The organism is Synechococcus sp. BDU 130192, assembly GCF_963876085.1.
Lineage (GTDB): Bacteria > Cyanobacteriota > Cyanobacteriia > Cyanobacteriales > MRBY01 > MRBY01.
Genome location: NZ_CAWNNO010000033.1, coordinates 55,799 through 71,653, shown reverse-complemented (window position 1 = coordinate 71,653; position 15,855 = coordinate 55,799). Strand labels below are relative to the sequence as shown.

Sequence of the window (15,855 nt, the reverse complement as noted above, 5' to 3'; positions counted from 1 at the left end):
GGAAAAATTATTTCAGTAATTTTTCGGCGGTTTCGTAAAAGATCAACAACGCAATGTAACAAACCCCAGGGGAGAGATACACTACATGGTAGCGCTGGGGTTATTTGATCAAATCAGTGAGGAAAGCATGCCCATCAATAACGCACCACAATTAGAGCGTCTACTCTCTTTAGTCAAGGAAGGTCAGCTTACCCAGGAAGAGTTTGGTGTACTCCAGGCTCACTTTGACCTCAAAATAACTCCCACCCCTCAAGGTACGACGAATCAGACGACGGCGGCCCCAGAGTCCCCATCGACGGAAGAAAAAACCGCCGATTCCTTTTGGAAGAAGCCGATTTTTGGCAACAAGAGCTTGGTGGAGAAGGTCACAAACTATTTTGCGAAACCTGCGGTTCCGCCTTATTCTCTTGATCGCTATGGGCAGCTTTGGAAGCAACTTGAAACGAAAGCGATCACCCTCCAGGGCTTGGAAAATCGAAAATTCGGCAATCAGGAGTTCCTTGATTTCTTTCGGATTCGGATTTTAATCGATCTGAACATGGGCACCTTCAAAAACCTCAAGAATACGATTGATTTGTTTGAGGTGATGTTATTTTCCCTTGAAAGTTTTGTCTTGATTAACGAAACGGAATTTCTGTATCGCAGCCCGACTCAGCTTAAGGTCTACGAGGCGATCGCCGATATTTTAGACCACCACACCGACAGCACCGAAATTGTCCTTGAAATGAAAGCGAGAGTTACCCCTTTCCTCAAGGAATTTAAAACCGATGAGGGCCTGCGGGTCACCAAAAACTATATTTTGGCAATTAAAGAGGTTAGTCGTTATAAAAGTGGCGTGAAGTTGCTGAACATTCTACGGAACCTAAAATCCCGCTATTCTCTGCTGTTATCAACCTTTAAACTGGCCCAGGAAGTGTTGACACAGCCGATTGGCACCGATCTAGAGGTTTTGGAACAGCGGGTTTCGGAGATCGAGGAAACGGTTTACACGCTGTGTTCGGCGATGGGGATGCCGAGGAACCAAAATAACCTTTTGGGCCACGTCAAAGTGTTTCACTTTCTCGCATTGAACTACCGCAATAAAAATGCAGGGGCTGAGTTTAAGGCTCTCCTGGGGGATCTCCGAAAGTGGGAACAAATTGCCGGGGAGTTACAGACGATTAAAGACACCTATCCCCCCAATGATTATGATGTGCCGGATATTTTTAAGCAGGATTTCCCCGGTTTACCCCTCTATCAGAAATACCAGCGTTTTTTGAATATTCGTAAGGCATAAGGGACGACGGTGCTGGATTTTTTCAGAGGTCAAGACTCGGTGTGGAATTGGCAAAGGGCTTGTTGGGCGATCGCCTGCCAGGATTGTCCAGTTTGTTGGGCGATCGCCTTAACGTCTTCGTATTCCGGTTGGACGTTGTAGATTTTGTCGCCCCGGTAGCCGATTTTCAGTTGAATCTCTCCGGCAGGGGTGGCAATAGTTTCAAAGCGCCGCTGGAGAATTGACCGGGTTTGGGTGTGGCGGCGGATGCCGAGGGTGCTGGTTTCGGTGAATAGAATTGCTTCGCAAATCTCGACCAATGCCACGGGACAAATCACCGTTAGGAGAGTACCCAAGCGATTTTTTTTCATCGTGATCCCCTGGGTGAAAACGTCTAACGCCCCGGCCGCTTGCAATTTTTCGCAGGCATAGGCGATCGCCTGGGGATTGAGATCATCAATTTGGGTTTCGAGGGTAACTATGGTTTCCAAGTGGGGCGTTTCTGGCTGGTGGCCGATCCAGAGCCGCAATAAATTCGGCAAGGGTAAATCAATGGTGCCGGAACCCAGGGCAATTTTTGCGAGGGTCATGGCGGGTGGCTGACAAAAGTCCGTTGCTAAAGTGGTGGCGATCGCCGCGCCGGTGGGAGTGACTAATTCTTTTTCGATGCCATTGCTATAAACCGGAACCTGGCGTTGTTGCCAGAGTTGGAGTACCGCTGGTACCGGGACGGGCAAAATTCCGTGGGCTGCTTTCACCGTGCCGCCCCCAGTGGGCATCGGCGCACAATATAGTTCATCAATTTCTAACCAATCTAGCCCTAAACAAGTCCCCACAATATCTACCAGGGCATCGGTCGCACCAACTTCGTGGAAATGTACTTGCTCTGGGGTTGTACCGTGAACCGTTGCTTCGGCGATCGCCAAATTCTGAAAAATCGCCAAACTCCAACGTTCAACCCGCTCTGGTAAACCTGCCCCTTTAATCATGGCCTGAATTTCTGGCAGATGGCGGTGGGGGGCATGGTCAGCATGATGGTGATGGGTCTGATCCTGGGAATGATCATGGTCATGGTGAGCTGCCTTAGTTTTGAGATCCACAAAGACCTTTGTCGCCCGCTGTCCTTGACGAATCACCGTTTCCGCCCGAAGATCGTATTCAGCGGCGATTCCCAAGCGATTTAGCTGATTTTTGAGATATTCCAGCGGTACGCCCCCATCTACCAATGCACCGAGACACATATCTCCTGCAATCCCCGTCGGGCATTCGAGATAGGCAATTTTTTTCATAGCGGCAAACACAATGGCTAATTATTATTCACTCCACCCAAAAAATCCCCAACAACGGGATTTAGAGGCGATCGCCCAACAACTCCGGGCTGGGGCCGTGATGTTATATCCAACAGATACAGTGTACGCCATTGGTTGTGATCTCACCGCAAAGCAAGCCGTGCAAAAAGTGCGCCAACTCAAGCGCCTCGCCAACGACAAACCCCTCACTTTCCTCTGCTCGTCTCTGTCGAATATTTCTGAATATGCCCTCGTCAGTGACGAAGCCTACCGGATTATGAAACGGGCAATTCCTGGCCCCTATACCTTCTTACTTCCCGCCACAAAACAGGTGCCGAAGCTGGTGATGAGCCCCAAACGCCGCAGCACCGGGATCCGCGTCCCTGACCATGCGATCTGTCAGGGTTTACTCCAGGCCCTTGGCAATCCGATCATTTCCACCTCAGCCCACTTGCCCGACGAAGATGGTGAACCCTTTACCCTCGGTTTGGAGAAAGCGCGCCTCTTTGATGCCCTAGAACCCCTTGTGGATATCATCATCGACAGTGACAGCGAGCCCGGCACCAAGACTTCAACAATTCTCGACTTTTGCGATCGCCAACCAACCCTTATTCGTAAAGGCCTCGGCTGGGATGCCCTCGAAAATTGGCTCGATATCGTCGATCTCTCCGACGCCACCCAATAAAATCCTTCCCTGGGGAAGGTGGCCGCTAGGCCGGAAGGGGCTTCTCCCCTTGAGGGGAGCTAGAGGGGTTTTAGTACTTGAGAAAAGCTAGAATCTTTCTATCGTTAGCCCCGTTGTCCAGTAATGATATAAGAAACGCGCTGGGCAATATTTGTCGCGTGGTCAGCCATCCGTTCTAGATCCCGAATAATCAACGCCATCAAAATAAATGGTTCAATCACCCCAGGCTGATTTTGCTGCTGGGCCAGGGCTGCGTAAATGCGATCATAATCATCATCGACCCGATCATCTAATCTCTTTACATAAGCACCGGCATTGGGATCTAAATCCGCTAGGGCCACCAAGCTTGTGGACAACATCAACTGGGCATGTTCCGACATCCCTTCAATATCCGCCATCAGAATGTGGGTCGGATAGGGGACTAAACGCATCGACTTTTCCGCCAAATCCTCAGCATAATCAGCGATCCGCTCCAAATCTCGCACCAACTGCATAAACGCACTCACAAACCGACAATCTTGGCTCACTGGGGCCTTCAGAGTCAGCATTGCCGAGCAATCAGCTTCAATCCGGCGATAGTAGCGGTCGATTTCTTTATCTAAGGCCCGGAGCGTTTCATAGGCCTCTAAATCTTCTTTAAACAGACAATTATGACCCAAACGAAAGGCTTGCTCGACCAGCGCCCCCATCCGCAAAACTTCTTGTTCTAAACGTTGTAAGGAACGTTCAAATTGCGTTCGTTCTCTTTGGGGTGGCTGATGAAACAATTGCATAGATTTTAAATTGCGTTTCTTTATATCGCTTTTTATAGGGACTATTCTTACATTATAATTCCAAAGTTTAAAAAAGATTAAGTTATAATTTGGTTAACGATTTTTCTGAGCAGTTTTCTTTGTAAAAAGAGGCACTTTATGGGCGAAATCAAGGGCATTTTAGTCGTCAGGAAGACCTAGATCTGGTGGAACTTTGGGGGGTGTAGATTCTCCTGGAGAGTTTGCTCTGTAAGAATTCTGAGATTCTGAAACCCGTGGTAAATTGCTGTTTAAATTGACAGAGGTAAGTGGTTGCTTTGTTTGGTTAAGGGGAGAACGTCGCCGCTGGGAAAGTTGCTCTTCATTTGTATTTTCTGCTACCAATTCATACAAAAGGGCCAACTTTGTCGATGATTTACCTTTGCGTAAAATTCGCCCTAAACGTTGTACATATTCTCGACTCGAACCACTACCGGAGAGAATAATCGCTACCCGGGCATTGGGTACATCAACCCCCTCATTCAAAACATGGGAAGTCACCAGGATATGGTATGTTTCGCGACGAAATTTTTCGAGGATTTGGTGCCGTTCCTTGACCGGAGTCTGGTGGGTAATGGCGGGAATTAAAAAGTCCTGGGAGATACGATAAACAGTGGCATTATCGTTGGTAAAAATTAGAATTTTTTCGGGGTAGTGACGCTCGATCAACTGGGCGAGGGTGCGCAATTTTCCGGCGGTGCCAGCGGCGATATCTTTGGCCTGACGGTGGGCTAACATGGCACGGCGACCCGCAGCGGAACGACAACTGAGCGCAACAAAATTTTGCCAACCTTCGAGGGAACCCAGATAAATATTATTGTCCCGGAGAAATTGGTTGCGGGTGGCGATGAGTTGTTGATATTGGTCGGCCTCGGTGGTGGTCAGAGGAATTTTGAGCTGAATAATTTGGTGTTCGGCCAGGGCTTTCCCGGAAAGGGAACTGGGAGTGCGGTCATATACGACAGGCCCAATGAGGTGTTTTAGATCCTGCTCACGGCCATCGCTCCGGTCGGGGGTGGCAGTTAAACCGAGACGATAGGGGGCAATGGAATATTCGGCGATCGCCCGGAAAAAGTCGCTGGGTAAATGGTGACATTCATCAAAGATAATCAAGGCATATTGGTTTCCGAGGGTTTCGGCGTGGATCGCGGCGCTGTGGTAGGTGGCGATGAGGATAGGGGTGCGATCACGGGAACCACCCCCCAACAGCCCCACATCAATGTTCGGAAAAGCGGTGCTGAGCTGGGCATACCATTGGTGCATCAAATCGAGGGTAGGCACCACCACCAAGGTTGTGCGGGGGGTGCTGGCCATGGCCAGTTGGGCAAGGTAGGTTTTTCCGGCAGCAGTAGGCAAGACCACAACCCCCTGGCGATCGCCTTTTTTCCAGGCTAACAAGGCTTCCCGTTGGTGGGGATAGGGTTCGAGGGGAAAGGCCGGATCAAAATCTAGGGGTGAAAATTGTTGGGCCGCATCAATAAAATCCACCCCTTCGTTTCGTAACCGTTCCACAAGGGGGCGATAATCCTGGGCCGAGAGCCTAAATTTTTCAATGCGATCATCCCAAGTGACGAAATCTAGCCAAGTTTTACCCTGGGGTGGGGGATGGAGGATCAGGGTGCCCCGGTCATAGGTGAGTTTAGGTCGTCGTCTCATCACCGATAATGCGGTCGAGTTGCCAAAGGATCTGATTACCTTCTCGTTTGACCCGGGAGACAATCCAATTGCGCCAAGTCCATTCATGGCCCCGACTGGTGACGGCACTGGCATTTACATCCATTAGATCTGCCAACTCAGAACTACTAATAAAATAACCATTTTCCGCAATTTCGTCGGCAATGCGGAGACTTTCGATGAGGTCTGTCAACCGCTTAACTCGTTCATGGTAGGGCAGGGTAATGTCTTCAGGGGCAAGGCTGGTGAGATCTGTCATGGGCTCTTGGGGAGATGGATTCGGCGTTACAACGTTAGATTTTGGGTAATCTATTGTCAATTGTGGCGGGCTGTTGGTGCTCGTACCTCTAGATTTTGGTAGATCTTTGGTTGCATTGGGGCTGCGTAGGTTAGGAGCTTGACCCCGGGCAAAGCCATTGGCGATCGCATCGGCCCGTTCATTCCCCGCCTCACCGCTATGGCCTTTGACGTGACACCAAGAGATGGTCGGTTGATTCAGTTGGTTCAGTTGCTGCCAGAGGTCTTGATTTAAAACGGGGTTGCCAGTGGCGGTTTTCCAGCCCTTTTTTTGCCAGCCTTTAATCCATTTGGTGATGCCATCGATGACATATTTACTATCGGTAAAGAGGCGTACTGGTTCTGGCTGGGGACAGTCTCGGACAAATTCGAGGGCCTGGATTGCGGCTTGCATTTCCATGCGGTTATTGGTGGTTTCGGGTTGGCGATCGCCCATTTCCAGAACGGTGCCATCGGTAAACTGGATCACCACTCCCCAGCCACCGGGGCCGGGATTGCGAATACAGCCACCGTCGGTATAAATGCGGTCAATTGTGCGTTGTTGTGCCATGAAATACGGGGAAAGAACAATAGAGATGGGGACAGAGCAGTGGCCGCGCTTAATTATTCAGCCCAAGGATCTGTCGGTAGCGGTGAGGACGGGGCATTGAGCACTGCTTCGATGGCCTCTAAACGCTCCTGGGCCTGGGCAAAATCCGGCGCAAGATGCAAGACGCGACGGTAGTTGATTTGGGCGTTTTCTAGTTTGTTGAGTTGTTCGAGGGTGAGGCCCCGCTGGTACCAAGCTTCGGTGAGGTCTTCTTGCAATTCGATGGTGGTATTCCAGCTCTTGAGGGCCGCTTGCCACTGTTCAAGGGCCATGAGCACATAACTGTGATCGCGCCAAATGAGAACGTTATCGGAGGCTAACAGAATTGCTTGTTTGAGAGATTCGAGGGCTTGGTCATATTGCTTGAGGCGACCAAAGGCACTGCCCCGGTTATGCCACACGGCCGCGATAGTTGGATTAAGTTCAATTACCTCATCCCAGGCGGCGATCGCCCCGGCAAAATCCCCCTGATCGGCTTTTGTCAGACCAGCCTGGAATAAGGCCTCAATTGTTGGAGGAGTGTCCTCGATTGTGGTTTCTTGGGTAAATTCCTCTGGTGCCTCTTGGGTTGGTGGTTCTGATGCTTTTGGATTGATCGTTTCCGGAGTTTCAGGCAGGGGCTCTGCCATCATTTCTGCTTCGGGGGTGACAACTGGCTCTGTTACTTCTGGGGACGCTTCTTGGGGTTGTGCTGATGTTGGGGTATTTTCTGGGGCCACTTCTTGCTCAGCGAGTTGATCCGCACCAGCATATTCCCAAATTTCAATGGCGATTTTTCCGCGTCCGGTCACTAATTGTTGCCCTGTATCCCCGAAAGCACGGGCGAAACGCTGTAGCTTTGGTGAGTTTTTAAAGGCATTACTGATATAGAGCAGTCGTGTGCCAACCTGTTGTTGTTGGGGGGGTTGTGCCTGTGCTAGTATTTGCGTACTGTAGCGTTCTAACCATGCTTCCCAGGCGGTGACTTTACCGCGAATCCCCAAATCAGCGATAAATACTTCTAGGCGATCAGGCTGCCACCCCCGCGAGATTCCCTGGAGGAGCTGCGCCAATAAAAATTCAAAATCTGCGTCGGTGAGGGGGGGAAGGTCTACGGTGGGTGTTTGGCCCCGACCCTGAGAGGGAGAAAATAGCTTTTTTAACCAACCCGCCATATCCTTAATAATCCTTTTGCTTGCTCTAGTCGTTCTTGTACTCACCCATTTTATGTTGTTAACCCCCAGATATTAGACATTGGACGTTAGATATCGATTCTTTATCGTTGCTGCTGGATCCATAACTGTTTACTGATCGCCGTCCTTTACCGAATTTTTCGTTGTTTCCCATGGCCTACGAACCGCTCCACCACAAATATCGTCCCCAGACTTTTGCGCAGTTGGTTGGCCAAGAGGCGATCGCCACAACCTTGAGTAATGCCCTTGAACAGCGACGCATTGCCCCGGCCTATTTATTCTCAGGGCCACGGGGGACGGGGAAAACTTCCAGTGCGCGGATCTTGGCTAAGTCTCTAAATTGTCTAAATGCGGCCCAACCGACGCCCCACCCTTGTGGCGAGTGTGAAGTTTGTCGGGCGATCGCCAACGGATCAGCCTTAGATGTGATTGAAATTGACGCCGCGAGTAATACGGGCGTTGATAATATCCGCGAACTCATCGAGCGATCGCAGTTTGCCCCAGTGCAATGTCGCTACAAAGTTTATGTCATCGACGAATGCCATATGTTGAGTGTGGCGGCGTTCAATGCTCTATTGAAAACCCTCGAAGAACCCCCTGCCCACGTTGTATTTGTCCTGGCAACAACGGATCCCCAAAGGGTTTTACCAACGATTATTTCCCGCTGTCAACGGTTTGACTATCGACGCATTCCCCTCGATGCGATGGTCGCCCACCTACGGAAAATTGCCCATTTAGAAAATATCGATATTCCCCTCGAATCGGTGACGTTAATTGCGCAAATTGCCAACGGAGGGTTGCGGGATGCAGAAAGTTTATTGGATCAACTGAGTTTATTGTCCGGTGAAATTACCCCTGATAAGGTCTGGGATTTAGTAGGGGCCGTGCCGGAGCGGGATCTATTGCAATTGCTCCAGGTGATTCACAGCAATGATCCAGAGGCAGTCATTCAACAATGCCGGAGCCTGTTAAACCGAGGTCGGGAACCCCTGGTTGTGCTGCAAAATTTGGCGAGCTTTTATCTAAATTTGCTCATTGCCAAAACTGCCCCCCAACGGGGAGATCTGATCGCTGTGACCCAACCGACGTGGGAAATCCTTTGCCAGGAAGCAAACCAGTGGGATCTTTCCACCATTTTGCAGGGACAACAACACCTCAAAGAAAGTGAATATCAACTCAAAAATACGACCCAACCGCGTCTGTGGTTAGAAATTACCCTTTTGGGATTGCTCCCCGCTGCTTTTGGACAGACCCAAACTACTCGAACCGCGACCACTCCTTTAAATACTCAGATCAATCTACAAACGCAGCCTACCGCGACACCGCCGACTTCTCCGCCACCACAGCAGGACATCCCCCATCCCTTTGGGGAAACACCCCCTGCAACCAATGGCCACGGCTCTGGAATGCCCCCCTCTCCGGTAGACACTCAAGTTCACCAAGTTCCTCCCAAACCCGAAGTTCCCCAAGTTCCGGCCCCTGTACCAGAAGCAAAGGCGATCGCCAAAGCGCCACCGCCCCAGGATGTCGCGTCTCCAACGGTTCAGTCCACCGAGCCACCCCCTTTATCACCGTCACCTCCTGCAACCACCAGCCCGACAATTTCGGCCCTGGAACGGGAGGAACTATGGCAAGGCATTGTGCGCCAACTGCCCCTGTTGAGCCAGTCTTTATTTCGAGACCATGGCAAACTGCTCCAGCTTACGGATCACAGCGCTCTCATCGGCATTAAAAGCGCCAACTTACTCAAAATTGCCAAAAATAAAACCCTCCAGCTTGAGGCGGCCTTTGAGAAAATCTGTGGCAATCCCCTTAAGGTGACCTTACAAGTGGGCCATGGTTTAGAAAATGGCCAGGGGGGAACATCAGTAACCCCGATTTTATCTACGCCTGCACCAGCACCAACAGTTATTTCTCCGGCGCGAAATCCTATCGAGATGCCGCCGCCCCCGGTTGCAGAAACTCCGCAGCCCATAGCCCCACCGCCCCTAGGGTCGCCAATCAAACCAGCACCAGATCCAAAACCTCCGGAACCAACACCAACGGCGCACCGCAAAGCGGATCTCGGAGAGATCACCCCACCATCCCCAGCGGTTCTTCCAACCGTTGAGTCAGCATCAGCGCCTGAATCCACAGCCGCAGCAGAGATCCCAGAAACGACCGATGATATTCAGGCGATCGCCCAACAGTTTGCAGAATTGTTTGACGGAGAGGTGATCGAACTGACTCACTTTGTCCCCCCAGAAGAAACGGATGTGCAGGTTGTGCTGCCTACCAAACCCGAAAAATCTCCGCCATCTGTTCCCGAACCACCAACTACCCCCGTTGTCCAAGGCCGTCCACCTGTGCCAGTTGCCCCGGACGATGAGATTCCGTTCTAAGAACCTCGTATCATTGGTGGTGATGTCTCTTGGATGAAGCCCCTATGACTTTACAGCGCACGCCCCTCCATGACCTCGCCATTGCAGCGGGTGCCAAATTTGTACCGTTTTCTGGTTGGGAGATGGCCGTGCAATACAAAGGCCTAAAGGTGGAGCATCAGGCGGTGCGCACAGAAGCGGGAATGTTTGATATTTCCCACATGGGCAAGTTTCAGTTGGCTGGGGAAAACCTCATTGCAGCTATGCAAAAACTGGTGCCTTCAAATCTGGCACGACTTGCTCCCGGTCAAGCGCAATACACAGTGCTACTCAATGACCACGGCGGCATCATCGATGATGTGATCTATTATCACCAGGGCGATCGCCAGGGCTTTTTGATTGTGAATGCGGCCACCACCCAGAAGGATTGGGACTGGTTAACGCGCCATTTGACAGCGCAGGGGATCACTTTAACCGATGTCTCCCAAGAAAATATCTTGCTGGCGATCCAAGGCTCCCAGGCGGAGAAAGCCTTGCAACCTTTTGTGGAAAATTTAGACTTAGCGACCCTGAAGCTGTTTAACCACGGTCAAGGACAAATTTTCGGGGAAACGGCTTTTATTGCCCGGACTGGCTACACCGGCGAAGATGGCTTTGAGGTGATGGTCGCGCCGACAGCAGGGAAAAAACTTTGGAGCACTTTAATCGATGCGGGGGTGATGCCCTGTGGTTTGGGAGCACGGGATACGCTGCGACTGGAGGCCGGGTTACACCTCTATGGTCAGGACATGAACGACGAGACAACCCCCTTGGAAGCGGGTTTGGGTTGGCTGATCCACTGGCAAGAAAAAGATGCGTTTATCGCTAAGGATATTTTGCAGACCCAAAAAGCAGCAGGTATTCGACGGCGTTTGGTGGGCCTAGAGATGCAGGGGCGCGGTATCGCTCGCCATGACTATCCTGTGCTCGTGAATGGTGAAGCAGTGGGCCTTGTGACTAGCGGCACGATGTCCCCCACCCTCGAAAAGGCGATCGCCTTAGCTTATCTCCCATTGGAATTTAGCAAAGTGGGTCAAGCTGTCACTGTAGAAATCCGCGGGAAACAGTACCCAGCCCAGGTGGTGAAAAAACCTTTTTATCGTGCCGCAAAAAAATAGCTGAACCGTTAGCGACATTTTTAGCAAATTTGTGATTTCAATTTAAAAACATCACTCAAGAATTATCAAATGTTATGGTTAGCCAAGTTGCTTTGATTGATACTCTAAAAATAGAACTTCTTAATGCCCTTTGCCAACAATGGAAAATTCAAGAGTTTTCAGTTTTTGGGTCTATTGTGCAAGGAGGTTTTAGTGAAGAAAGCGATGTTGATTGCTTGGTAAAATTCTCAGAAGATGCTGACTGGGATTTGTTGGATATTATAAAACTGAAACAGAAACTCTCCGATCTTTTTGGTAGACCAGTTGATCTCATCGAACAGGAAAGTATTTCTAATCCTTTCATTTTGAGATCAATCAAAGAGAATCATCGAATTCTTTACTCTAGCCATGGATAGAAACTATGCTCACCTTTGGGACATGTATGAGGCATGTAAACAAATTCAAACATTCATTCAGGGCTTAACGTGGGAAAACTATCGTCAAAATGGATTAGTCCAAAGTGCTGTAGAAAGACAATTTGAGATCTTAGGAGAAGCTGCTCGGAGAGTTTCTTTCGAGTTTCAGAAAAATCATCCTGAAATTCCATGGAGTGCACTGATTGGCCAGCGCAATATTATTTCCCATCAATATGAAAAAGTTAGTCATAAACGAATTTGGCTGACAACGCAAAAATCCCTCCCGTCACTGATGGGACATCTCAAAAAATTGATCCCCAACCTGGAGTGAGCGAGAGACTGCACCAATTAATTTACTTTGATTGATCACCTCTAAAAATTGGGCCATTAGCGATATTTTTTGAGCAGATTTTCAGAATCCTGGGGATCAAGGCCATCACCAAGGGCAGTCATGGCCCAGCCATTTTCCTCCCGACGTAACTCGGCCATCAACATTCCCGTTTTGCCTTGGTAGGTTTCCCCAGACAGTTTGTAATGGGCGATCTCTTGGTTGTTGCTCAGGTCAACGAGACGCACGAAGGCATTTTTAATCTGGCCAAATTCCTGGCCCCGTTGTCGGCCTTGGTAAATGGTGACGGTAAATAACAAGCTTTGGATCGTTGCAGGGACTTGCTCTAAATCGACAAAAATTTGCTCGTCATCCCCTTCGCCTGCGCCAGTGAGGTTGTCCCCTTGGTGGGCGATCGCCCCAGATTTGTGATTAAGATTGGCGTAATACACAAAGTCACTGGCACTGTTGAGTTTCCCTTGGGAATCTAAGCACAAAACCCCAGAGTCGAGGTCAATGCTGCCCGTGGACTTTTTGAAGAGACCGAGGAAACCGCCCCCTGAATTGCTGGTTGCCATGTCCCAGCCGAGGCCAAGCATCACTTTCTTGAGGCCAGGGGCTTCTTTTTTGAGGGAAATGCGGTTGCCTTTTTTCAGTTGAATTGCCATGGGCTTTTACCAAGCGAAACATCATTTAACGGAAGAACCAATGGGGGCGATCGCCGACAATTTTAGGTGCGGATGATCCCCTTGAATTTGGTGAAGATTCCACTCATTTTTAAAGAGAATCACTGGCCGTTGCCAGAGATCTTTGACGATCATCGTATTAAAAATTTTGCCTGCTTTTTCCAGGGCTTCCCAACCATTCGTGACCCAACGCGCCACACTATAGGGGATCGGTTCGAGTTTGCTATCTACGCCATATTCGCTTCTGAGACGATGTTGCACCACCTCAAATTGCAGTTGTCCCACCGCTGCAAGGATGGGTTCCCGTTTAAATTCATCGGCGGAATACATGATTTGCACGGCGCCTTCCTCCTGGAGTTCCTTCACTCCTTTTTGGAATTGTTTGAATTTAGAAGGATTGGGATTTTTTAAATAGGCGAATAGTTCCGGTGAAAAGCAAGGAATGCCCTCATATTCCAATTTTTTGCCGCAATAAATCGTATCGCCAATGGCAAACACCCCCGGATTATTTAAACCGATCACATCCCCCGCATAGGCTTCTTCGAGGGATTCGCGGCCCTGGGCAAAAAGCTTCTGGGGGCGAGATAGGCGCACTGTTTTTCCGGTGCGGGCATGGCTGACGGTCATATCCTTTTCAAATTTCCCGGTACAGACTCGCACAAAGGCAACGCGATCGCGGTGTTTGGGATCCATATTCGCCTGGAGCTTAAAGACAAACCCAGTAAATTCCGGGTACGTCGGTTCCAAATCACCGAGGCTAGAAGCACGGGGCTCCGGCTTCAAGGCATATTCTAGGAACGCACTGAGGAAAAGTTGCACCCCAAAATTGGTCATTGCACTGCCAAAGAAAATGGGGGTTTGCTTACCCGCATGGATCGCTTCTAGGTCAAAATCTGCGCCAATTTCTTCGAGAATTTCTAATTCTTCCTGGAGTTGTTCGTAAAGATCCGCATCCAAAATACCTGCGAGGGCCGGATCGTCAATTTTATAAACGGTTTCTGTGGCGGCTTTGGTGCCGTGGGCTGTCCGTTCAAATAAATGCACTTCCTTGAGGCGACGGTCATAAACTCCCTGGAATCTGTCTCCCATGCCGATGGGCCAATTTACCGCATAGGTTTGCAGACCCAGTTCCTGTTCAATTTCATCGAGGAGTTCTAGGGGTTCTCGCCCCGGACGGTCTAATTTGTTGATAAAGGTAAAAATGGGCAGCGATCGCAGTTTGCAGACCTCAAATAATTTACGGGTTTGCGTCTCTAGACCCTTGGCCGCATCCACCAGCATTACCGCATTATCCGCTGCTGCGAGGGTACGGTAAGTATCTTCACTAAAGTCTTGGTGACCAGGGGTATCCAGCAGATTAATTTGGTAACCGTTATACAAAAATTGCAGCACCGTCGAGGTAATGGAAATCCCCCGTTGTTGCTCCATCTCCATCCAGTCAGAGGTCACTTTGCGCTGTTCGCGACGGGCTTTGACGGCTCCGGCTTCGTGAATGGCACCTCCGTATAACAAAAGTTTCTCGGTGAGGGTGGTTTTACCCGCGTCGGGGTGGGAGATGATCGCAAAATTCCGTCGCAATCGGACGGCTTCTTCTAGCTCTGTGTGCAATTCTGTCGCCATAAATCTGGTCTGGGGTTTGTGCTTCTGGATGAATGGTGCGTCTACAATTGTACTGCTTCAATCTCCCCCAGAAAGTCCGCTAGGCTTTTCCCACTGAGAAAATCTAAGGTTTCAGCCCTAGGTAAATGCTGGTGGGGTGGGCAATGGGGACAAATTTGGCGATCGCCATGGTGCAAAGGCGTACCGTCTTGAAAGTATTGATCTAAATCCCGTTGCAGTTGGGTCAGCAGGGCGACCAGTTCAGCGTGGATGTGCTGATGCCAAGTCTGATCATATTGAAACGTCAGGGATTGGGGCGGTTGGCCTGGGGCGATAAACCAATAGGTCATCGCGAGTTGCTCCGGCTGATAACCCGTGGTCTCGGCCATGACATAAAGATAGAGCTTCGTTTGCCAGTGGTCTTTTAGATCCTCGCTTTGACGGGGTTGACGGTAGGTTTTCCAGTCGTAAATTTGGAGGGTATCAGCACCAAAATTGATCCAATCGCAAATAATGGTGAGCAGGAAATCGTCCATCATCAGGGTGCGGCGGTATTCGGCGGCAGTTTGTTGCTGTTGGTCGAGGAGTCGGGGTTGGGCGGTGAGCAGGGCTTGGAGACTCTGGTGGAGATTGGGGTCTGTGGTAATTTGCGCTGGGGGCAAGCCTAGCTGGAGTTGTTGCATCGCCTGGTGAAACCGGATGCCCCATTGCTGATTTTCCAGATAATTGGGGTTGTTGGGAGCCGTCAGTTGCTCCAGATAAAGGGCTTGGAAGGCTGGCGGGCAACGTTGGAAGCGTTCGAGGTGGGCTTGGGAGAGATAAAACATGGAAAATTTGAAGGTTTTTTGAGGGCGATCGCCTTTTTCCCTAGATTACAAAACCGGGGATAAATTTTAGGGGAAAAGATTTGCCCAGCGATTGAGGGCCGGATCCTGCTGACAAATGGCGATCGCCTGGGCGCGTACATTGCGAATGTCATTGATCGTGCCTGTTGCTGAGTTTGCCTGCACATCCATACAAGCGCAACCATAGCCGTAACTGCCGACATTGGTCACCACCCACTGATCCGGCGCAAAATTCGGCCAGTCCCAATCTGTTGCTACCTGGTGTCCCCCCTGGACGCCAATGATCCATTCGCGGTCGGCATCATAGAGGGAAATATTGCCTGGAGTCGGATTCGAGAACCAACCACAGCGGGTTTCAAAGCTGGTGGAGGTTTGGGCAATGGGTTGTGGCGGCGATTGCGGTTGCGCCTGGGGTTGTGGTTGCGGCGGTCTTGATGTTGCGATGCCGCCACCTGTGCCCGTTTCAGCAACGCCCTCATCACTAGCCCCAGAACGGGTTGCCGTATTGCCTGGTGGATTTTGGGTAGTCACGTCTTCTGTCGGGGGCGTTTGCGGATCAGATCCAATGGTTACTTCACAGGCGCTTAAACCCAACAACACAGCGACAATCCCTAGCCGATAAATGTGCTTCACCATGGGTAATCTTCTCCAACGCTTCCAGTGATTGATGAAAAGCTGTCTATTTCAAAAAATAATTCTTTAATTATCCATCATCAACTTCCAGGATGGGCTT

The 15,855-nt window shown here is 50.2% G+C and carries 15 protein-coding genes; 6 read left to right on the top strand and 9 right to left on the bottom strand.

From position 1 onward, the window contains the following. Positions 1–127 precede the first annotated feature (127 nt). Positions 128–1,276: a hypothetical protein gene (locus AACT35_RS08915; RefSeq protein ID WP_143596813.1), complete on the top strand. Its 1,149-nt coding sequence runs from the start codon at positions 128–130 to the stop codon at positions 1,274–1,276. Between the two features lie 29 nt (positions 1,277–1,305). Here the strand turns inward: AACT35_RS08915 and larC are convergent, their stop codons facing one another. Further along, complete coding sequence (gene larC, locus AACT35_RS08910) at positions 1,306–2,544, bottom strand: nickel pincer cofactor biosynthesis protein LarC (protein WP_099240605.1); 1,239 nt, start codon at positions 2,542–2,544, stop codon at positions 1,306–1,308. A 13-nt stretch (positions 2,545–2,557) separates the two neighbouring features. Here larC and AACT35_RS08905 point away from each other — a divergent pair, with 13 nt between their 5' ends. Further along, positions 2,558–3,229 carry an L-threonylcarbamoyladenylate synthase gene (locus AACT35_RS08905; protein WP_099240603.1) on the top strand — a complete coding sequence of 224 codons (672 nt, stop codon included), beginning with the start codon at positions 2,558–2,560 and terminating at the stop codon, positions 3,227–3,229. 104 nt (positions 3,230–3,333) lie between these two features. On the opposite strand, the gene phoU is transcribed toward AACT35_RS08905, so the two are convergent. The 4 genes from phoU to AACT35_RS08885 all read right to left on the bottom strand — a co-directional run bounded on the left by phoU (position 3,334) and on the right by AACT35_RS08885 (position 7,734). Next, the gene (phoU, locus tag AACT35_RS08900) at positions 3,334–4,002 is read right to left on the bottom strand and encodes a phosphate signaling complex protein PhoU (RefSeq protein ID WP_065710849.1); all 669 of its coding nucleotides are present in this window, start codon (positions 4,000–4,002) and stop codon (positions 3,334–3,336) included. A 159-nt stretch (positions 4,003–4,161) separates the two neighbouring features. After that, positions 4,162–5,676 carry a DEAD/DEAH box helicase gene (locus tag AACT35_RS08895; protein ID WP_099240601.1) on the bottom strand — a complete coding sequence of 505 codons (1,515 nt, stop codon included), beginning with the start codon at positions 5,674–5,676 and terminating at the stop codon, positions 4,162–4,164. Next, a complete protein-coding gene (gene rnhA / locus AACT35_RS08890) occupies positions 5,660–6,541 on the bottom strand; it encodes a ribonuclease HI (protein ID WP_012307318.1) in 882 nt (293 codons plus the stop codon). The genes AACT35_RS08895 and rnhA overlap by 17 nt, the downstream gene beginning before the upstream one ends. Before the next feature lie 53 nt (positions 6,542–6,594). Beyond that, entirely contained in the window at positions 6,595–7,734 is a 1,140-nt protein-coding gene (locus AACT35_RS08885; protein WP_099240598.1) for a tetratricopeptide repeat protein, read from the bottom strand. Positions 7,735–7,904: 170 nt separating this feature from the next. Between AACT35_RS08885 and AACT35_RS08880 the strand changes: the two genes are divergently transcribed. The 4 genes from AACT35_RS08880 (at position 7,905) to AACT35_RS08865 (ending at position 11,995) form a co-directional block, all read left to right on the top strand. Beyond that, on the top strand, positions 7,905–10,133 hold the full coding sequence (locus AACT35_RS08880; RefSeq protein WP_099240596.1) for a DNA polymerase III subunit gamma/tau: 2,229 nt from the start codon (positions 7,905–7,907) through the stop codon (positions 10,131–10,133). Between the two features lie 44 nt (positions 10,134–10,177). Further along, on the top strand, positions 10,178–11,269 hold the full coding sequence (gene gcvT, locus AACT35_RS08875; protein ID WP_099240593.1) for a glycine cleavage system aminomethyltransferase GcvT: 1,092 nt from the start codon (positions 10,178–10,180) through the stop codon (positions 11,267–11,269). A gap of 74 nt (positions 11,270–11,343) precedes the next feature. Continuing rightward, positions 11,344–11,664 carry a nucleotidyltransferase family protein gene (locus AACT35_RS08870; protein WP_099240590.1) on the top strand — a complete coding sequence of 107 codons (321 nt, stop codon included), beginning with the start codon at positions 11,344–11,346 and terminating at the stop codon, positions 11,662–11,664. After that, the gene (locus AACT35_RS08865; RefSeq protein ID WP_099240588.1) at positions 11,657–11,995 is read left to right on the top strand and encodes a HepT-like ribonuclease domain-containing protein; all 339 of its coding nucleotides are present in this window, start codon (positions 11,657–11,659) and stop codon (positions 11,993–11,995) included. The genes AACT35_RS08870 and AACT35_RS08865 overlap by 8 nt, the downstream gene beginning before the upstream one ends. A 56-nt stretch (positions 11,996–12,051) precedes the next feature. On the opposite strand, the gene AACT35_RS08860 is transcribed toward AACT35_RS08865, so the two are convergent. The 4 genes from AACT35_RS08860 to AACT35_RS08845 form a co-directional block, all read right to left on the bottom strand. Continuing rightward, complete coding sequence (locus AACT35_RS08860; protein ID WP_099240585.1) at positions 12,052–12,660, bottom strand: TerD family protein; 609 nt, start codon at positions 12,658–12,660, stop codon at positions 12,052–12,054. Positions 12,661–12,681: 21 nt separating this feature from the next. After that, positions 12,682–14,298, bottom strand: a complete 1,617-nt coding sequence (gene prfC, locus AACT35_RS08855; RefSeq protein WP_099240583.1) for a peptide chain release factor 3 — start codon at positions 14,296–14,298, stop codon at positions 12,682–12,684. 41 nt (positions 14,299–14,339) lie between these two features. Further along, a complete protein-coding gene (locus tag AACT35_RS08850) occupies positions 14,340–15,104 on the bottom strand; it encodes a PD-(D/E)XK nuclease family protein (protein WP_099240580.1) in 765 nt (254 codons plus the stop codon). A gap of 66 nt (positions 15,105–15,170) precedes the next feature. Continuing rightward, positions 15,171–15,758 carry a DUF4087 domain-containing protein gene (locus tag AACT35_RS08845; protein ID WP_099240577.1) on the bottom strand — a complete coding sequence of 196 codons (588 nt, stop codon included), beginning with the start codon at positions 15,756–15,758 and terminating at the stop codon, positions 15,171–15,173. Positions 15,759–15,855: the final 97 nt, after the last annotated feature.